Annotated in this window: 16 protein-coding genes and 2 pseudogenes; 14 read left to right on the top strand and 4 right to left on the bottom strand. The window is 61.3% G+C overall.

Annotated features, from left to right (window positions below; translation table 11 throughout):
- Positions 1 to 12: 12 nt before the first annotated feature.
- A pseudogene (lepA, locus tag GKZ68_RS04875) lies at positions 13 to 1,799 on the bottom strand (translation elongation factor 4).
- Between the two features lie 384 nt (positions 1,800 to 2,183).
- On the opposite strand from lepA, the gene GKZ68_RS04870 reads away from it, so the two are divergent.
- The 6 genes from GKZ68_RS04870 to GKZ68_RS04845 all read left to right on the top strand — a co-directional run bounded on the left by GKZ68_RS04870 (position 2,184) and on the right by GKZ68_RS04845 (position 9,041).
- A complete protein-coding gene (locus GKZ68_RS04870) occupies positions 2,184 to 2,591 on the top strand; it encodes a heme-binding protein (protein ID WP_173111354.1) in 408 nt (135 codons plus the stop codon).
- 123 nt (positions 2,592 to 2,714) lie between these two features.
- Positions 2,715 to 3,317, top strand: coding sequence for a Uma2 family endonuclease (locus GKZ68_RS04865; protein ID WP_254244170.1), 603 nt, complete (start codon positions 2,715 to 2,717; stop codon positions 3,315 to 3,317).
- Positions 3,318 to 3,764: 447 nt separating this feature from the next.
- A complete protein-coding gene (locus GKZ68_RS04860; RefSeq protein ID WP_173111351.1) occupies positions 3,765 to 7,190 on the top strand; it encodes a methylmalonyl-CoA mutase family protein in 3,426 nt (1,141 codons plus the stop codon).
- 48 nt (positions 7,191 to 7,238) lie between these two features.
- Positions 7,239 to 8,084: a TIR domain-containing protein gene (locus GKZ68_RS04855; protein WP_217275312.1), complete on the top strand. Its 846-nt coding sequence runs from the start codon at positions 7,239 to 7,241 to the stop codon at positions 8,082 to 8,084.
- 179 nt (positions 8,085 to 8,263) lie between these two features.
- Positions 8,264 to 8,596, top strand: a complete 333-nt coding sequence (locus GKZ68_RS04850) for a type II toxin-antitoxin system HigB family toxin (RefSeq protein WP_173111348.1) — start codon at positions 8,264 to 8,266, stop codon at positions 8,594 to 8,596.
- A 4-nt stretch (positions 8,597 to 8,600) separates the two neighbouring features.
- A complete protein-coding gene (locus tag GKZ68_RS04845) occupies positions 8,601 to 9,041 on the top strand; it encodes a type II toxin-antitoxin system HigA family antitoxin (protein ID WP_173111345.1) in 441 nt (146 codons plus the stop codon).
- Between the two features lie 15 nt (positions 9,042 to 9,056).
- Here the strand turns inward: GKZ68_RS04845 and GKZ68_RS04840 are convergent, their stop codons facing one another.
- Positions 9,057 to 9,350: an MFS transporter gene (locus GKZ68_RS04840; RefSeq protein ID WP_173111342.1), complete on the bottom strand. Its 294-nt coding sequence runs from the start codon at positions 9,348 to 9,350 to the stop codon at positions 9,057 to 9,059.
- Positions 9,351 to 9,481: 131 nt separating this feature from the next.
- Between GKZ68_RS04840 and GKZ68_RS04835 the strand changes: the two are divergent.
- The 8 genes and pseudogenes from GKZ68_RS04835 to GKZ68_RS04805 form a co-directional block, all read left to right on the top strand.
- Positions 9,482 to 10,399, top strand: a pseudogene (locus GKZ68_RS04835) (M20/M25/M40 family metallo-hydrolase); the annotation flags it as partial.
- A 179-nt stretch (positions 10,400 to 10,578) separates the two neighbouring features.
- Entirely contained in the window at positions 10,579 to 10,764 is a 186-nt protein-coding gene (locus GKZ68_RS22580) for a hypothetical protein (RefSeq protein ID WP_367949201.1), read from the top strand.
- Between the two features lie 72 nt (positions 10,765 to 10,836).
- The gene (locus GKZ68_RS04830; protein WP_173111339.1) at positions 10,837 to 11,658 is read left to right on the top strand and encodes a polysaccharide deacetylase family protein; all 822 of its coding nucleotides are present in this window, start codon (positions 10,837 to 10,839) and stop codon (positions 11,656 to 11,658) included.
- 62 nt (positions 11,659 to 11,720) lie between these two features.
- Complete coding sequence (locus GKZ68_RS04825; RefSeq protein ID WP_173111336.1) at positions 11,721 to 12,593, top strand: aldo/keto reductase; 873 nt, start codon at positions 11,721 to 11,723, stop codon at positions 12,591 to 12,593.
- Between the two features lie 96 nt (positions 12,594 to 12,689).
- Positions 12,690 to 13,781: a hypothetical protein gene (locus tag GKZ68_RS04820; RefSeq protein ID WP_173111333.1), complete on the top strand. Its 1,092-nt coding sequence runs from the start codon at positions 12,690 to 12,692 to the stop codon at positions 13,779 to 13,781.
- 44 nt (positions 13,782 to 13,825) lie between these two features.
- Positions 13,826 to 14,953 (top strand): OmpA family protein, encoded by a 1,128-nt coding sequence (locus tag GKZ68_RS04815; RefSeq protein WP_173111330.1) that lies wholly within the window; start codon positions 13,826 to 13,828, stop codon positions 14,951 to 14,953.
- A gap of 60 nt (positions 14,954 to 15,013) precedes the next feature.
- Positions 15,014 to 15,436 carry a thiol-disulfide oxidoreductase DCC family protein gene (locus GKZ68_RS04810; RefSeq protein WP_173111327.1) on the top strand — a complete coding sequence of 141 codons (423 nt, stop codon included), beginning with the start codon at positions 15,014 to 15,016 and terminating at the stop codon, positions 15,434 to 15,436.
- 87 nt (positions 15,437 to 15,523) lie between these two features.
- A complete protein-coding gene (locus tag GKZ68_RS04805; RefSeq protein WP_173111324.1) occupies positions 15,524 to 15,895 on the top strand; it encodes an FdtA/QdtA family cupin domain-containing protein in 372 nt (123 codons plus the stop codon).
- On the opposite strand, the gene GKZ68_RS04800 is transcribed toward GKZ68_RS04805, so the two are convergent.
- Positions 15,845 to 16,777 (bottom strand): glycosyltransferase family A protein, encoded by a 933-nt coding sequence (locus GKZ68_RS04800; RefSeq protein WP_173111321.1) that lies wholly within the window; start codon positions 16,775 to 16,777, stop codon positions 15,845 to 15,847. The two genes, GKZ68_RS04805 and GKZ68_RS04800, sit on opposite strands and share 51 nt — an antisense overlap.
- On the bottom strand, positions 16,761 to 18,053 hold the full coding sequence (locus GKZ68_RS04795; protein WP_173111318.1) for a hypothetical protein: 1,293 nt from the start codon (positions 18,051 to 18,053) through the stop codon (positions 16,761 to 16,763). Before GKZ68_RS04795 ends, GKZ68_RS04800 begins: the two co-directional genes overlap by 17 nt.
- Positions 18,054 to 18,077: the final 24 nt, after the last annotated feature.

The raw sequence follows: 18,077 nt of genomic DNA, 5'->3' as shown, positions 1-18,077 counted from the left end.
GCCTTTTTATCATCAGTCAATCTTAAGCACCGCCAGAAACGCTTCCTGCGGAATTTCGACGGAGCCCACTGAGCGCATCCGCTTCTTGCCTTCCTTCTGCTTTTCGAGCAGCTTGCGCTTGCGGCTGATGTCGCCGCCGTAGCACTTGGCAATCACGTTTTTGCGCAGGGCCTTCACGGTTTCGCGGGCGATAATTTTCTGGCCGATAGAGGCCTGGATGGCGATGTCGAACATCTGGCGGGGCAGCAGCTCGCGCAATTTCTCGCAGAGGCGGCGGCCCCACTCGTAGCTTTTCGAGCGGTGCACGATGGCCGAGAGGGCATCTACCTTCTCGCCATTCAGCATTACGTCGAGCTTCACCATATCCGACTCGCGGTAGCCAATCAGCTCGTAGTCGAGCGAGGCGTAGCCGCGGCTGATGGTTTTGAGCTTGTCGAAGAAGTCGAATACGATTTCCGACAGCGGCAGCTCGAAGTTCATTTCCACGCGCTCCGAGGTCAGATACGACTGGCCCTTGATGATACCGCGCTTCTCCATGCAGAGCGTGATAATCGGGCCCACGTACTCCGAGGCGGTGATAATCTGCGCTTTAATGTAGGGTTCTTCGATGAGCTTAATCAAATTCGGCTCCGGCATTTCGGAGGGCGCGTTAATGACGAGCTGCTGGTCCTTGGTGCCGATGGCGTGAAACTGCACGCTCGGCACGGTGGTAATCACCGTCATGTTGAACTCGCGCTCCAGGCGCTCCTGCACGATTTCCATGTGCAGCATACCGAGGAAGCCGCAGCGGAAACCAAACCCTAGCGCCACCGACGTTTCGGGCTCCCACACCAGCGAGGCGTCGTTGAGCTGCAGCTTTTCCATGCTGCTGCGCAGCTCTTCGTACTCGGTGGTATCGACCGGGTAGATGCCGGCGAATACCATCGGCTTCACGTCGGCAAAGCCCTGGATGGCTTCCGGCGTGGGGTTGCCCACGGTCGTAATCGTATCGCCCACTTTCACCTCACGCGCTTCCTTGATGCCCGAGATGAGGTAGCCCACGTTGCCGGCGCTCATTTCCTGGCGCGCCTCCTGGTTGAGCTTGAGCACGCCGATTTCATCGGCGCCGTACTCCTTGCCGGTGGCCATGAAGCGGAGCTTGTCGCCCTTGCGCATGGTGCCGTTCTTGATGCGGAACAAGACCTCAATACCGCGGTAGGAGTTGAACACCGAGTCGAAAATCAGCGCCTGCAGCGGCGCGTTTGGGTCGCCTACTGGCGCCGGAATGCGGTCGCAGATGGCATTCAGGATGTTTTCAATCCCGATACCGGCCTTGCCCGAGGCGTGGATAATATCCTCCGGCTTGCAGCCGATGAGGTCCACAATCTCGTCAGTCACCTCCTCCGGCATGGCGTGCGGGAGGTCGATTTTATTGAGTACCGGAATAATTTCCAGGTCGGCCCCGATGGCGAGGTACAGGTTGGAAATCGTTTGGGCCTCAATACCTTGCGAGGCATCCACGATGAGCAGAGCGCCCTCGCAGGCCGCGATGCTGCGGCTCACCTCGTAGCTGAAGTCAACGTGGCCGGGCGTGTCAATCAGGTTGAGCGTGTACACCTCCCCTTGTAGGGAAACTGCATCTGGATGGCGTGGCTCTTGATGGTGATGCCGCGCTCGCGCTCCAGGTCCATATTGTCGAGCAGCTGGGCCTGCATGTCGCGCTTGGCCACGGTGCTCGTGAACTCGAGGAGCCGGTCGGCCAGGGTGCTTTTGCCGTGGTCGATGTGGGCAATGATGCAAAAATTACGGATATTCTTCAACGGAGGGCGGTTTTATCGCAGCACGAAGATACGGCCAATTACTGGCAAGGCGTATTTCTGGGAGGAAGTTCACCCGCATTCCTTTTCCACCTGAAGCCCATTTTACTTCCGCTGCCTCCACCATTTATCAGGGTCGCATGTGGCCGGTTCGAGCTGCTGTTTCCACCTCCAAAATCTGTTATGCACTAGCCCATGCAATAGCGCTTTTTGGGCCGAAGTCGAACCGATAGCTTTGGCGCAGAAGCCGCGACTCCACCCCTAGCATTCTAGCCAGGTGCTTAGGCCGGCACCAAGCCAACTACCGCCCCGCGCTTGCGTACTGTCCTAGCCACAGGCTGGGAACAGGTTGTTTGGCACTCACCTTTCCAGCTCACATCCAATTTTATGGGTCTTACCCTCAAACAAGCGCAAGGCGTGTTGCAGGCCGCGCACGAAAAAGCCGTGGCTATGGGCGTCAAAATGAATATCGCCGTGGTAGACGCCGGCGCCAACCTGGTCGCCTTCATCCGCATGGACGATGCCTGGCTGGGCTCGCTCGACATTTCCATTAAGAAAGCCAAAACGGCCCGCTTCTTCGATATGCCCACCGGCGAACTCGGCAAGCTGTCGCAGCCCGGCGGCCCGCTCTTCAATATTGAGGTATCTAATGGCGGCCTCATTACCTTCCCCGGCGGCATTCCGCTCATGGGCGACGGCGGCCAGGTGATGGGCGCCATCGGCGTATCGGGCAGCACCGTAGAAGACGACCACACCGTGGCTGAAGCCGGCGTGGCTGGGTTGCCCCACCGCTAGGGTCCCGCTACAGCTTAATTGACTTGCAAAGCGCCGTTGGCCTCCTTTTCTGGGCTAGCGGCGCTTTCCGTTTTGCCAAGCCCGCTACTGTAACTTGCTACCTTACTACCATTGACCTATCCTATGAATCCGCTTTTTGCTGATGAGCCACTGGTGCTCAGCGACCCCTACCTGGGCCGCATGAGCGACGACGAGTTTTTCAACTTCTGCCAGTCGAACCGCAAGTGGCGCATCGAGCGCAACGCGGCGCACGATATTCTGCTTATGGCCCCTACCTACACCCTTACGGGCAAGCGCAACGCCCGCCTTCTTGGTCAACTCTATGCCTGGTGGGAAGAACATCAAGAAGTGGGCGAAATATTCGACTCCAACGCCGGTTTCACGCTACCTAACGGGGCCGTGCGCTCGCCCGACGCCTCGTGGGTTTCGGCCAGCCGCTGGCAGGCCCTGACGCCCGTGCAGCAGGAAAAATTTGCGGCCGTGTGCCCCGAGTTCGTAGTAGAGCTACGCTCTAAAACCGACTCGCTAAAGGTGCTGCTAGCCAAGCTGGAAGAATATCGCCAGAATGGCACCCGGCTAGGCTGGCTGCTCTCGTGTGATGATGAGAAAACGTATATTTTCCGTGCCGGGCAGGAAGGCTACGAAATGCTGGAAGGCTTTGAGCGCGAGCTCTCGGGCGAGGACGTGCTGCCGGGGCTGCGGGTAGATTTGCGGAAGCTGCGGTAGAAATACCTAACCAATAATACTTACGGCGAATGCTTTTTACTGTAGAAAAAAGAAGATTTTACACTACTGTTGCTAGTGACGTATCGACTCGAGACGGTTTGGGATGGGAACTACATGAGTACATTGATGAAAAGCAAATTTTACTGGTTGAATTATTTCGACATGACGATGCACAAAAAATCAGCTTCGCAACTTTTGAGGCCATTGACATTCCTTTCTAAGCACTAGAAATTTTGATAAATGATTTTAACACTACAGGAGGCAGATATTTCCTTACAGGCCCTGACGATACTTATCCTGAAACATTGTAACTCTTGTAATATACTGCGCTAGCGCCCCGGCCGACCCCGCCGGGGCTTTTTCGTACCTTTGGGTAGTTAAAAACTCTGCGCTTCCCGCTAGCCTCCGCCGGAAGCGGAGTGCCGCTCCGCTCTACACCCCTCCCCCATGCATCCCGCCCCAGTTGCCCCCTACAAGCCAAAAAACCACGTTCGCATTGTCACGGCCGCCGCGCTGTTTGATGGGCACGACGCGGCCATCAATATCATGCGCCGCATCATTCAGAGCAGCGGCGCCGAGGTTATTCACCTGGGGCACAACCGCTCGGTGCAGGAAATCGTGGACTGCGCTATTCAGGAAGATGCCCAGGCCATTGCCATTACCAGCTACCAGGGCGGGCACAACGAGTACTTCAAGTACATGTTTGACCTGCTGAAGGAGCGCGGCGCAGGCCACATCAAAATCTTCGGTGGCGGCGGCGGCGTGATTCTACCCTCCGAAATCGCGGAGCTGCAAGGCTACGGCATCACCCGCCTCTACTCGCCCGATGACGGCCGCTCGTTGGGCCTGCAAGGCATGATTAACGACTTGTTGGAAAAAAGCGATTTCCCGACGGGCCAGAAGCTGAACGGCGAAGTTAGCCATATAAAGGAGAAGGATGCCCGCAGCATCGGCCGCTTGATTTCGGCGGCCGAGAACTTCCCCGAGGAGTTTGAGCGCGTGAAAGGCCAATTGGTGGCGGAGTTTCAGCAGCAGGAAAGCGACAGTTCGCAGCTGCTGACGCCCGGCAGAACGCCGGGTGCCCCCATCCTGGGCATCACCGGCACGGGCGGCGCGGGCAAGTCGTCGCTGGTCGATGAGTTGGTGCGGCGCTTTTTGCTCGACTTCCCGGAGAAGACCCTGGCCATCATTTCGGTGGACCCCAGCAAGCGCAAAACCGGCGGTGCGCTGCTCGGCGACCGCATCCGGATGAACGCCATCAACTCGCCTAGGGTGTACATGCGCTCGCTGGCCACCCGCCAGAGCAACCTCGCGCTCAGCCGCTACGTGCAGGACGCGGTGGATGTGGTGAAGGCTGCCGACTTCGACCTGATTATTCTGGAAACCAGCGGCATCGGCCAGTCCGACACTGAAATCATCGAGCACTCCGACGTGAGCCTCTACGTGATGACGCCCGAGTACGGCGCGGCCACGCAGCTCGAAAAGATTGACATGCTGGACTTTGCCGATGTCATCGCGCTCAACAAGTTCGACAAGCGCGGCGGCCTCGACGCCCTGCGCGACGTGCGCAAGCAGTACCAGCGCAACCACCAACGCTGGGATTCGCCGCTCGATGAAATGCCAGTGTTTGGCACCATCGCCTCGCAGTTCAACGACCCCGGCATGAACCGGCTCTACCGGGCCATCCTCACTACGCTGGAGGAAAAGACGGGCGCGCAGTTCGCCTCGCACCTCGAAACCAGCGCCGAGCAGTCGGAAAAGGTCTACATCATTCCGCCTAACCGCACGCGCTACCTCTCCGAAATCGCGGAGAGCAACCGCGCCTACGACAAGCGCGTGGCCGAGCAGGTGAGCATGGCCGAAGTGGCCGGTGCGTTTGCCAAGCTAGAAGTGTACTACCGCGACGAGAAAAAGTCGTCGGACAGCATGGTGGGCGAGTTTGCCAAGGAGAAGGACAAGGCCCTGCGCCGCCTCGACGCCGACGCCCAGGCCATTCTGGAAAACTGGGAGGCTACCCTGCAAAACTACCGCAACCCCGAGTACGTGTACAAGGTGCGCGACAAGGAAATCCGGGTGCAGACGCACACTACGTCGCTCTCCGGCAATGAGATACCGAAAGTGGCCGTGCCGCGCTACCTAGGCTGGGGCGACCGCCTGCGCTGGGCCATGCAGGAGAATTTCCCCGGCGAGTTTCCCTACACGGCGGGCGTGTTTCCGTTCAAGCGCGAGGGCGAAGACCCGACCCGCATGTTTGCGGGCGAGGGCGGGCCGGAGCGCACCAACCGGCGCTTCCACTACGTGAGCAAAGGCCTGCCCGCCAAGCGTTTGAGCACGGCTTTCGACTCGGTGACGCTCTACGGCGAAGACCCCGACCACCGGCCCGACATCTACGGCAAAATCGGCAACGCGGGCGTCAGCATCGCCTGCCTCGACGATGCCAAGAAGCTCTACTCAGGCTTCGACCTCTCGCACCCGGCCACCTCGGTGAGCATGACCATTAATGGCCCGGCGGCGACCCTAGCGGCGTTTTTCATGAACGCGGCCATCGACCAGAACTGCGAGAAGTACATCCACCAAAACGGCCTCGAAGCCGAGGTTGATGCCAAAATCGACCAGATTTTTGCTGCCAAGCAGCAGCCCCGCCCCCGCTACCAGGGCGAGCTGCCCGAGGGCAACAACGGCCTGGGGCTGCTGCTGCTCGGCGTGACCGGCGAAGACGTGCTGCCCGCCGACGTGTACCAGCAAATCAAGGCCACGACCCTGACCCAGGTGCGCGGCACCGTGCAGGCCGACATTCTGAAGGAAGACCAGGCCCAGAACACCTGCATTTTCAGCACCGAGTTTGCGCTGCGCCTGATGGGCGACGTGCAGGAGTATTTCATCACCGAGAAGGTGCGTAACTTCTACTCGGTCAGCATCTCGGGCTACCACATTGCCGAGGCGGGGGCCAACCCGATTACGCAGCTGGCACTCACGCTCTCCAATGGCTTCACTTTCGTGGAATACTACGTGAGCCGGGGCATGAACGTCAATGACTTCGCGCCCAACCTCTCGTTCTTCTTCTCCAACGGCATCGACCCCGAGTACGCCGTGATTGGGCGGGTGGCGCGCCGCATCTGGGCCAAGGCCATGAAGCTGAAGTACGGCGCCAACGCCCGCAGCCAGATGCTGAAGTACCACATCCAGACCTCGGGCCGCTCGCTGCACGCCCAGGAAATCGACTTCAACGACATCCGCACCACGTTGCAGGCGCTCTACGCCATCTACGACAACTGCAACTCGTTGCATACCAACGCCTACGACGAGGCCATCACGACCCCCACCGAGGAGAGCGTGCGCCGCGCTATGGCCATTCAGCTCATCATCAACCGCGAGCTGGGGCTAGCCAAAAACGAAAATCCGCTGCAAGGCTCCTTCATCATCGAGGAGCTGACCGACCTGGTCGAGGAAGCGGTGCTGCTCGAATTTGACCGCATCACGGAGCGCGGCGGCGTGCTCGGCGCCATGGAAACCATGTACCAGCGCGGCAAAATCCAGGAGGAAAGCCTGCACTACGAGATGCTGAAACACACCGGCGAATACCCGATTATCGGCGTCAATACCTTCCTCTCGTCCAAGGGCTCGCCCACGGTCATCCCGGCCGAAGTCATCCGCGCCACGGAGGAGGAAAAGCAGTACCAGATTACGATGCTCGAAGCCCTGCACGCCCGCAACGTCGCCGCTACCCCCGCCGCCCTGAAGCGCTTGCAGCAAATCGCCGTGCAGAATGGCAACCTCTTCGCCGAGCTAATGGAAACGGTGAAAACCTGCTCCCTAGGGCAGATTACGAATGCGCTGTTCGAGGTCGGCGGGCAGTACCGGCGCAATATGTAGGTTTCTAATGTCACTACTTTCATTAAATACTCTCGCAAGCAAAATCAAATGGACATATTTCTTAGCAAGGCAAAAGTCTCGAATGATTTTACCGCAGGCTTGCGAGAGTGTTTTTTCGATAATGATGAAGTTGTAATCTTCGACTTAAATTTATTTCATCGCTTTAAGCGAGTACATCATCTATACGACTCGATTGCAGTAGAAAAAGCACTTTCAAGGCCTGACTACGCACTTGTATTGCTATCATCAGCCTATGTAAAAGACGAGTGGTTGATGGCAGAACTCAATAGTCTATTTACGCTAGAGCAGAATCGTAAGACTCAGTTTGTTATTCCCATTCTAACAGATGATTTATCTGACGACGAGATACCTAGGTACCTTATCGATTCTAAATCGGATGTAGTAGATGTTCGCGATAAAACGAATCAAGAAGGTGTAGCTATAGTTGCAGGTTATATATCAAACTTAGCTCTCAATAACAGACGGGTTTTTATAGGTCATGGACGTTCACAAGCGTGGCACGGCCTAAAAGACTTACTCATTAACAGATTTCATCTTCCTTACGATGAATTTGGCAGAGAGCCAAGAGCGGGAATTAGCACTCAAGATGTTCTGATGACAATGCTAAACGGGGCAAAATTTGCTTTCCTAGTAATGACTGCGGAGGATGAACACGGAGACAACAAATTACACGCTCGCCAAAATGTGATTCACGAAATAGGTTTGTTCCAAGGGCGATTGGGTTTTGAAAAAGCTATTATTCTGCTTGAAGAAGGATGTGCAGAATTCAGCAATATTACTGGATTAACTTACATTCCTTTCCCAAAAGGAAATATCAAGGCTGTTTCCGAAGATATTTGGGCTGTTTTAAAAAGAGAGCGGTTAGCTTTTTAATCGTGCCCTAGCGTGATTTTAGGTGCATCCGTAATTTGTGCCTAGCTAGGAGATAGAGGTTGTACCTCCACTATCTCGCTAGCTACACACGGCGCCTAGGGTATCAAAATCAACTCTACAAAGCAAAAAGCGCTAGGTTCGCATAATGCGAACTTAGGGCTTACTTTTGGTGTAACAGCATGAAAGTACACCTGATAAAGCGCCAAACTGTGGAAGACTATGCAGCTGGCCACGCCCGCAGCCGGAGCGCCTTTGTGCTATGGCTCACGGCGTTGAAATACGCCGATTGGAACACGCCCGCCGATATTCAGCGCACGTTTGGCGCGGCCGACTTGCTGGGCAATGGTAGCAACCGCGTCGTGTTCGATATTGGCGGCAACCATTACCGCTTGATTGCGCGCTACGCTTTCGGGGCGCAGCAGGTGCACTTGTTCGTGTGCTGGCTTGGCACCCACGCCGAGTACGATAAGCTTTGCGCCAAGAATAATCAATACACTATCAGCGCCTACTAGCCTTATGCAAGCCCTACCCTACACCGTTATCAAAACCGCGTCGCAGTACCAGCAGTATTGCACCCGTCTGGAAGAATTAGCCACAGCCGCTGATGCCGCCACCCGGCAAGACGAGCTAGACCTCCTCACGCTGCTCATCGAAACCTGGGACCGTACGCACGCCACGCTTCCCGAGGCTGACCCCATCGAGTTGCTGCGCTCCCTGATGGCCGGCCAAGGCTTGCTAGCTAAGGATTTAGCAACCCTGCTCCAAGTAAGCAAGGGTACAATTTCAGATATCCTTAATCGGCGGCGCGGGTTATCGAAAGACGTTATTCGCCGCTTGGCTAGTCATTTTCAGGTAGCCCAGGAAGCCTTCAACCGGCCTTACGAACTAGCCGTGACGGCGGCACAGTTGCCGCGCGCAACTCACCTCATGTACAAAGGAGTTGGCGTAGCTGCGTAGTTGTTAAACTACCTGCTAACTCGACAGCGCCAGGCCCTGCGTGGAATTGGCCTGGGCGGGCAGTTCGGTACGCACCATCGGCTGCTGATGCAGGGAGCGCCAGTGCAGCGCGCCTAGGCCGAGGGCTAGCACGCCTTGCACCAACACCGTATTTTGCACGCCGATATGCTGGGCCGCTACCCCCACCAGCAGGCTACCTAGGGGCACCATGCCCGTGTAGGCCAGCACGTAGAAGCTGATGACCCGCCCGCGCATGGCGGGGTCGGCGGTGGTTTGCGGCAGGGTGTTGCTGATGGTGATTTGCGACATCAGCCGGACCTTACAGACCAGTGTTGGTAGGTAAGGGTACGTTGCTGGTGCTACCGGCTCGAATGGTATGCGTTAGCAAAAGCTGCGCCTGAACTCGCGCCAGTACCTTGTGAAAACTTCTTTACACTGCCATGAAAAAACTTCTACTCGCCACCGCTATTCTTAGCTGCCAAGCCGCCCAGGCGCAAAAGCTCTCTGCTGCTGAGCGCAAGGTCGTTGCCTCGGTGCAGCAGCACCTACCGCAGACCGAAAAGCTGCTGGAGCAAGTAGTGAACATCAACAGCGGCACGCTCAACGTGGCGGGTGTGCGCGCGGTAGGCACCATTTTTCAGAAAGAATTTGACGCGCTAGGGTTCAAAACGGAGTGGGTAGCCATGCCAGCCAGCATGCAGCGCGCGGGCCACCTGGTAGCCCAACATCAAGGCAAAAAGGGCAAGCGCCTCTTCCTGATTGGGCACCTCGACACGGTGTTTGAGCTGGATATGCCCTTTACCAGGTTCACCCGGCTCAACGACTCGACGGCCACCGGCCAGGGCGTGAACGACATGAAGGGCGGCGACGTGGTGATACTGGCCGCACTGCAGGCCCTAGCAGCCAATGGCTTGCTCAAGGATGCCAGCATCACGGCCTACTTCACCGGCGATGAGGAGCGCGGCGGCGAAGGCCCGGAAGCCCGCGCCGACTTTATTGCCCGGGCCAAGCAGGCGCAGGTAGCGCTAGCGTTCGAAAACGCCATCGACCGGCACACGGTGGCCACGGCCCGGCGTGGCAGCAGCAACTGGCAGCTGAAAACCTTCGGCACGGCGGCGCACTCGTCCACCATTTTTAAGCCGGCGGTGGGCTACGGCGCTATTTATGAGGTGGCCCGCATTCTCAATTCCTTCCGCGAAGCGCTGAGCCAGGAGCAATACCTGACGTTTAATCCCGGCCTCATCGTGGGTGGCTCGGAGGTAAACTATGAGGAGGCGAAAGCCCACGCGGAAGTGACCGGCAAAACCAACATTATTGCGCCCACGGCGGCAGTGGCGGGCGACTTGCGCTTCCTGACCGACGCCCAAAAAGAGGCGGCCCGCGCCAAAATGCGCGCCATTGTGGGGCAGAACCTGGCGGGTACCCACGCCGAAATTGCGTTTAGCGATGGCCTGCCTGGCATGGCCCTACCCCCGGCAACCAGCGGCTGGCCGCCCTGGCCGACCAGGCGAGCCGTGACCTGGGCTTTGGGCCGGTCGTGGCCGGCGACCCCGGCTCGCGCGGGGGCGGCGATATTGCGTACGTGGCGCAGTACCTCGACTGCCTCGATGGCCTGGGTGCGCCCGGCAAGGGCGCCCACGCCCCCGGCGAAACCATTAATTTGAAAGAGTTTCCGAAGCTGGTTGAGCGCACGGCGCTCATGATTTACCGGCTCACGCGGTAAGCGACTACTGGAACGGCCCGCACAGCACGCGGTTGACCCGAGCCAATGCTAGCCATTCCTTTTCTTTGTCTTATGCGCTTCCTTACCCACCTTGCCCTGGCCGCCCCGCTGGTACTGGCTAGCCCCGCCGCCTTTGCCCAAACCACCCCTAGCAGCGTCTGGAATAACAAGCAGTGCGCCGTAGTGCTGACTTACGACGATGCTATTGACGCCGACCTCGACCGCGTAGTGCCGGCCCTCGACTCGGCCAAGCTGCGCGGCACGTTTTATATCATTGGCTCGTCGCCGGTGGTGGCCAAGCGGCTGCCCGAGTGGCGCAAGGCCGCCCAGCGCGGCCACGAGCTTGGTAACCACGCCCTGATGCACCCCTGCGACGGCAGCCTGCCCGGCCGCAGCTTCGTGACGCCCGACAACGACCTGAGCAAGTATACCGTGAGCCGGGCGGTGGCCGAAATCAGGGCTAATAACACGCTGCTGCAAGCCATCGACGGCAAAATAAGCCGCACTTTTGCCTACCCTTGCGGCGATAGGCAGATTGGGGGCGTCAACTTCTACGACCAGCTCAAAGCCGATTTCGTGGCCGCCAGGGGCGTTACGGGCGGCCTGCAAACGGCCGCCCAAGTGGACCTGACCAACGTGGACTGCTACTCCATTAACGGGCAAGGTGCCAAGTACATGCTGGACCTGGTGAAGCAGGCACAGCAGGCGCACACGCTGCTGGTGTTTCTGTTTCACGGCGTAGGCGGCGGGCACGCGCTGAATGTGGACCTGGCCGCGCACCGCCAGCTGCTGCGCTACCTCAAGACGCACGAAAAGGATATTTACGTAGCCCCAATGGTAGAAGTAGCCGAGAAGATTCGTGCCTATCAGCAGGGGCTAGCGGGGCGCCGGTAAAGTAAACTTAGGCCGAAAACGCCTGTTTAGGGCACGTTACTTTTCCACTTCTGGCTAGCCTCATGTCTACCATCACCATTGCCCCCAACTCGGCCCAGCCGCTCACCGTTAATCGCCTCGGCTACGGTACCATGCGCCTCACCGGCCCCCAGATTTGGGGCGAGCCCGCCGACCGCCCGCAGGCACTCGAAATCCTGAAAACGGCCGTGGCCAACGGCGTTAACTTCCTCGACACGGCCGATTATTACGGCGACGACGTGACGAACCGCCTCATTTTTGAGGCACTGCATCCGTATTCGAAAGACCTGGTAATCTGCACCAAGGTGGGCGCCACGCGCCGGCCCGATGCCAGCTGGGTGCCCTTCAACACCCCCGAAAACCTGCGCACCAGCATCGAAAACAACCTGCGCACCCTCAAGCAAGAGCAGGTGCAGCTCGTGCACCTGCGGCTGATGGGCCACAGCACCGTGCCGCTGGCCGAGCAGCTCGGCGCCATGTTTGAGATGCAGAAAGAGGGCAAAATCCAGCACGTGGGCCTCAGCAACGTGACCCGCGAAGAGCTGGAAACCGGCCTGAAGATGGGCGAAATCGCCACCGTTGAGAATATGTACGGCTACGCCCAGCGCACCACCCTGCACGATGCCCACGGCGAAACCCGCGGCGGCGAGGAAGTGCTGGCTTTGTGCGAGCAGCACGGCATTCCGCTGGTGCCGTTCTTTTCGCTTATCCACGGCCTGCCCAAGGCGGGTGATAAGCTAGCCGCGCTGGCCCGCGAGCGCGGCGTATCGGAGGCCCAACTCAACATTGCCTGGCTGCTGCACAAGTCGCCGCTGCTGCTGCCCATCCCGGGCACGTCGTCGCTGGCCCACCTGCGCGAGAACCTGGCGGCGGCCGACATCCAGCTCAGCGCCGAGGACATGGCCTACCTGGGCTAGAAGACGCAGCAGGCCGGGCTTTTTAGCTGCCGCCAGGCTCATCCGCAGGTCGGGTTCAGGAAAAGCCACGAGGCCGGGCGCTAACTTGGCGGCCCAATGCCCGCCACCGCCACCCTGCTTTCCGAACTTATTACCCGCATCGCCGCGCTGCAATCGACCGGCGATGCGCACTACCTGCCGGGGCTTTTCCCGAGCCAGCGCCTGCAAAAATCCCTGCACTACCGGCGCGAAGACTCCAACGTGTTTTTCACGGCGGCCATCGTGTATACGCTGCAAGAGCTGAATGCCCGGCTGCCGGCAGCCGCCCAGGCGCAGGTAGCCGGCATTGTGGCCAAGGGCCGGGCCACCTACCCGCACTACCGCTGCCCCAACGGGCAGCCCACCTACAACTACTACCAGACCCAGCCGCGCAATCATTTCCCCAACGGCTACTTGCTGGGCCGCTTCCGGCAGTTTGCCACCCCCGACGACGTAGACAGCACCTCGCTGGTGTACCTCAGCGACCCTGGCCCGACTCACGACCCGGCCTGGCTGCACGCCAAGCTGCACGCCCACGCCAACACTACAATCGGCTGGGCCACCACGGGGCCAAAGGACTTCCGGCAACGCAAAATCTACTCGACCTGGTTTGGCAAGTACATGCCCATCGAGTTCGACGTCAGCACCTTATCAAACGCGCTGCTCTGGCATCGGCGCAATAGCCTGCCCCTGAATGAGTTTGACCGCGACAGCCTGGCGCTGATTGACTGGGTGATAACCTCGGGCGAATACCGGCGCGACCCGCTGGGCGCGTCGCCCTACTACGCCACGGCGCCGCTTATTGCCTACCACGCCGGGCGCCTGGCAGCCGAGGCACCCGAGCTGGCCGCCACCCGCGCCGCGCTGCTGCGCGACCTGCCGGCGCTACTGGCCGCCAGCCCGCATTTTATGGATAAGCTACTGCTAGCCACCACCCTACTCAGGCTCGGAGCAGCCGCCCCGCCGCTACTCGACGCCCGCTGGCCCTTGGCTGCGGTAGAGCAGCGCACGCGGGGGCTCGAATTCTGCATTGCGCCGCTGCTCAATTATTACCCGCCCACGCGCTGGCTGGCCCGCTGGCGCCTCAGCCACATTGCCTGGGAATGCCCCGCCTACTCGCTGGCCCTGGTGGCCGAGTACCTGGTGCTGGGGGGGCGCCAGGCGAGCTAGCCGCAGGGCTTTTGCGCGGGCCGAAGCCTTCTTATTTTAGCTGCATGAAACTTCTTTTTCGGCTGTATGGGCTGCCCGCGCTGCTGCTGGCCGGCCCCGCGGGGGCCCAATCGCTGGCCGGCGTGTGGCAGGGCGTGGAAGATGAACAAGATAAAAGCCACTACTGCCCCTCGGTGCTGCGCGTGCAGCAGCGCGCGGGCGCCGACCTGTTTGGCGTGCTCTACCAGGAAGATGGCAACTACCCCCGGGCCACGGTTACGTTTCAGATGGAAGGCACGCCTACGCCGGCCGGCCTGCGGCTGGTGCACGCCCGCAAGCTCAGCGAAACCGGGCGCACGCCGCTGCGCTACTGGTGCGAAGGGGCCATCCTCTTTACCTACGATGCCGCCCTGGAAAAGCTGACCGGCCGCGCCGACTACACGCCCTACGGCGAGTGCGACACCGGCGAGTTTACCCTGTATCGCGTCAAGCTGAAATCGGCCGCTACCGTGCCGGCCGGGGCGCTCACTACCCTGCGCGTATCGGGCCGCAACGTGCGCTGGTACGCCGACGCCGACCTGAAGCAGCTCGTCGCTAGCGGCAACAGCTACCCCACGCGCCTGACCAAAACCACCACCTTTTACCTCAAGCAAGGCTACTTCGCCACCGTCGAAAGCCCGACAGTTCCCATCACCATCCGGGTGAGCGGCAAGGCGCCGGCTGGCCCGCCGCTAGCCCGGCAGCCCGCGCCTACCCCGGCCCCCAGCCGCCCCGACACGCTGCGCCCCGTGCCTGCTTCACCCCTAGCCACAGTTCCCACCCCCGCGGCGGCCCCGCTGCCCGAGCTAGGGCCCGCGCCGGTGGTGCTACCCACGGTATTGTTTCGGGTGGGCACCGCCGAGCTGCTGCCCGAAGCCCGGCCGGCGCTCGACCAGCTCGCCGCCGCGCTGCACGCCCGCCCTGCGCTGCGCCTGCGCGTGGCCGGGCACACCGACCGCGTGGGCGAATCCTCTAAAAATCAACTCCTTTCCGAGCAGCGCGCCGAGGTAGTAAAGGCCTACCTGGTGCAAGCGGGCGTGGCCGCCGAGCGCCTCAGCCCCGTCGGCTACGGCGACAAGCGCCCGCTCTATCCCTCGCCCGATGCCCGCAACCGGCGCGTAGAAGTGCAGGAGCTGCCCCCAGCCGGCGGCTAGCCCGGCCAACTTCGGCGGCGCCCGGCCGTTAAGCCAATCGGCATTTATACTTGCGTGCTCATGGCTGCTTCCGCCTCGGCTACTATTCTGTTCGACGGGGTATGTACCCTCTGCAACGGCTTCGTGCAGTTCGTGATTCGGCACGATGCGCGGGGCTACTTTCGCTTCGCGGCCCTGCAAAGCGAGCTGGGCCAGGCGCTACTGGCGGCCCACGGCCAGCCGGCCACGGCCGCCCAGGTGGCTAGCCCCGATTCGGTTATTTTGCTCGAAGGCGGGCAGTTGTATGCGCACTCGGCAGCGGTGCTGCGCATTGCGCGGCAGCTTGGTGGCCCCTGGCGGCTGGCGGCGGCCGTGGGTGGGTGGCTGCCCCGGCGCGGGCGCGATGCGGCCTACCGCTTCGTAGCCCGCCACCGCTACCGCTGGTTTGGGCGACAGGAAAGCTGCCTGCTACCCACGCCCGCGCTGCGCGCGCGCTTTCTGTAGCCCGCTGGCTAGCCCGGCCGCCGGGTTCCGAGGAGGGCTTCGGCCGCCGGGGCAGCCCGGCTTATCTTTGCCGGCCATTAGTACTGCATGACGCTTCCTTATCTTTTTACCCTTCCTGACCACGGCGCGGCCGACAGCGGCTGGCTCACGGTGGCCGAGGCCGGCAGCCTGCCCTTCGCCATGCAGCGGGCCTATTGGATAACGGAAGTGCCGGCCAGCCGGGTGCGCGGCCGCCACGCCCACCACACCCTGGAGCAAGTACTGGTGGCAGTGCACGGGCGCATCAGCCTCACTATCAAGGCCGAAAGCCAGGAGCCAGTGCAGTTTTGCCTCGACCAGCCCAACCAAGCGCTGTACCTGCCCCCGCACTGCTGGCCCGAAATCAGCTTTGGGCCGGGCGCGGTGCTGCTATGCCTGGCCTCGCAGCCCTACGACCCGGCCGACTACATCCACGAGTAGCTGGCTAGCCTGGCGGGCGGCGGCCCACTGGCGGCGGCGCAGGGCGTGGGCCAGCTCGTGGCGCAGGCGGCGGGCCAGGGCGCGGGCCTCGGCGGGCGTGCGGCACAGGGCTAGCGCCTTGCGGCACACCGCCAGGGTCGAATCCAGGTACGGGTCGTGCGTGCGCGTGGCCTGGGCGCTCATGCTGCGCGGGTGCTTGCGCTTGCGGGTCGTCACCACATCCTGGTACTGAAAGCGCCAGTCGCGGCTGGCCCGCACCCAGAAATCAAAGTCCTCGTAGCTGAGCGTGGCGTCGTAGCCGCCCAGCGCCCGCAGGGTATCCCGGCGCATGAGCATAGTGGGCGAGCTGATAAAATAGCGGCTCAGCACCTGCTCAAACACCCAGCCGCTGGCCGGGCGCGGGCGCAGCTGGCCGCGCCCATCGGGGCGGTGGTGCAGGCCTAGCGACTGGCCCGCCTCAGTTATGTGCTCGCAGTTGGAGTACACCATGCCGTAGTCGGGCGGCAGGCGCTGAAACAGCGCTACCTGCTGGCTCAGGCGCTGGGGCAGCAGCACGTCGTCGGTGGCAAAATCGACCACAAACTCGCCGGTGCTCTGCCCCAAAGCCTGGTTGAAGGCCCGGCAATTACCAACGTTTTCGGGCAGCAGCAGCAGGTGCCAGTCGGGGTGCGCGGCGGCATACTCGCGCAGCATGGCCGGGCTGCCGTCGGTGCTGGCATTGTCTACGAGCCAGACTTCCAGGGGCGCATAGTCCTGGGCCAGAATGGAGTCTAGCGCCGCGCGCAGGTAAGGCGCATGGTTATGGCACAGCGCAATAATGGCGACGAGGGGCCTAGCCGCGCCGGCGAACGGGATATCAGGCTGGCTACTGTTGTCTTCCACTGGCTTGGCCAAAATAAAACCACGCGGCGCTGATAAGGAGCATCAGGCTGTAGTGCACGGCGTGGGTGATGACCATGCCAGGCAGCCCAAGCCGGGGCAATATATTAACCAGCAACGAAGTATACAGCATTACGCCGCCGGCCTGCATTGCGAGGTAAGCCAGCGGGCGGGCGCGCACCAGCAGCGTATACTGAAATACCCAGCTCAAAAATTTGGCCCAGTCGCCGAGCAGCTGCGGCGCCAGCAGCGGCGCGGCGGCGGCCAGGCGCGGCGCGAATAGCCAGGTAAGCAGTGGCTGCCGCACCACGTAGAGCACACCCAGCCCGCCGGCCAGCACCAGCGCCAGCAGCCCGGCCACGGTGCCCACGTAGCGCCGCTGTTCGGCGGGTGCCGCAGCCAGTGCCGCCAGGCGCGGGTAAAAGACGGTATTCAGCACCGCGATGGCGACCAGGGTATAATTGTCCGAAAGCTTGACGACCGCCTGCCATAAATCGGTGGCTGAGGGCGCAAAATGCGCCATGAGGTAGGCCCGCACCGCATACTCCACCACCCGGCCGAAGAGCAGGTTGCCCAAGGCCATCAGCAGAAACTTTGTGAGCTCCCGCAGGGCCACATGGCTCGGCCAGAAGCGTCCCGGCCAGCCCCGCAGCAGCCCCGCCCGGCTGGCCAGCCGCAGCGCCAGCCCTCCCGTAAGCGCCTGCCCCACCACGTAGCCGAGCAGCACCCGGCTCAGCGGCTGCCCCAGTGCCAGCAGGGCGGCCACGGCGGCGGGCCCCAGCGCACTCAGTACGGTCGTCAGGACTACGTAGCCCGTGCGCCGGCCCGCCACCAGCAAGGTTACACCCACTAGCGCTTGGAGGGTAATAACCAGCATAGCTCCGGCAAACACCAGCGCCCGGCCGGCTGGCCACGCGGGCCCGCCAAACAAGAGCAGCAGCAGCCCGGCCCCGCCCACCAACGAGGCTATCAGCCAGGCCGCCGCCCCTAGCCACAGGCCAAAGCGTGGGCTGCCAGGGCGTAGCGGCGCCAGATAGGTGGTGGCACCCAGCTGCACGCCGTCGGTAGGCAGGGCCCCAAACAGGGCCATCAGGTTTTGAAGCTGGGCCAGTTGAGTGAGGCCACCGGGGCCGCCGTAGAGGGCCAGCAGCTTGCTCAGCAGCAGCGCCCCGGCGGTGCGCGCCGCCACGGCCGCCCCAGTGCCGGCGGTGCCCCGCACAAAGGTGCGCAGGTGAGCCACCAAGCTGATGGCAGGCGCAGAACGGGGAGCAACTGACAAGCGGGCAAGATTTTGCGGAAGCGA

This window comes from Hymenobacter sp. BRD128, assembly GCF_013256625.1.
In the GTDB taxonomy this organism is placed as follows: Bacteria; Bacteroidota; Bacteroidia; order Cytophagales; family Hymenobacteraceae; genus Hymenobacter.
This window is presented reverse-complemented; position numbering and strand designations above follow the sequence as displayed.

What these genes read in the sequence shown, in the direction of transcription:
- GKZ68_RS04815 (WP_173111330.1), top strand. Translation starts at nt 13,826, where the DNA reads ATGAAACTTCTTTTTCGGCTGTATGGGCTGCCCGCGCTGCTGCTGGCC.
- GKZ68_RS04830 (WP_173111339.1), top strand. Translation starts at nt 10,837, where the DNA reads ATGCGCTTCCTTACCCACCTTGCCCTGGCCGCCCCGCTGGTACTGGCT.
- GKZ68_RS04825 (WP_173111336.1), top strand. Translation starts at nt 11,721, where the DNA reads ATGTCTACCATCACCATTGCCCCCAACTCGGCCCAGCCGCTCACCGTT.
- GKZ68_RS04850 (WP_173111348.1), top strand. Translation starts at nt 8,264, where the DNA reads ATGAAAGTACACCTGATAAAGCGCCAAACTGTGGAAGACTATGCAGCT.
- GKZ68_RS04860 (WP_173111351.1), top strand. Translation starts at nt 3,765, where the DNA reads ATGCATCCCGCCCCAGTTGCCCCCTACAAGCCAAAAAACCACGTTCGC.
- GKZ68_RS04820 (WP_173111333.1), top strand. Translation starts at nt 12,690, where the DNA reads ATGCCCGCCACCGCCACCCTGCTTTCCGAACTTATTACCCGCATCGCC.
- GKZ68_RS04810 (WP_173111327.1), top strand. Translation starts at nt 15,014, where the DNA reads ATGGCTGCTTCCGCCTCGGCTACTATTCTGTTCGACGGGGTATGTACC.
- GKZ68_RS04855 (WP_217275312.1), top strand. Translation starts at nt 7,239, where the DNA reads ATGGACATATTTCTTAGCAAGGCAAAAGTCTCGAATGATTTTACCGCA.
- GKZ68_RS04840 (WP_173111342.1), bottom strand. Translation starts at nt 9,350, where the DNA reads ATGTCGCAAATCACCATCAGCAACACCCTGCCGCAAACCACCGCCGAC.
- GKZ68_RS04805 (WP_173111324.1), top strand. Translation starts at nt 15,524, where the DNA reads ATGACGCTTCCTTATCTTTTTACCCTTCCTGACCACGGCGCGGCCGAC.
- GKZ68_RS04870 (WP_173111354.1), top strand. Translation starts at nt 2,184, where the DNA reads ATGGGTCTTACCCTCAAACAAGCGCAAGGCGTGTTGCAGGCCGCGCAC.
- GKZ68_RS04865 (WP_254244170.1), top strand. Translation starts at nt 2,715, where the DNA reads ATGAATCCGCTTTTTGCTGATGAGCCACTGGTGCTCAGCGACCCCTAC.
- GKZ68_RS04845 (WP_173111345.1), top strand. Translation starts at nt 8,601, where the DNA reads ATGCAAGCCCTACCCTACACCGTTATCAAAACCGCGTCGCAGTACCAG.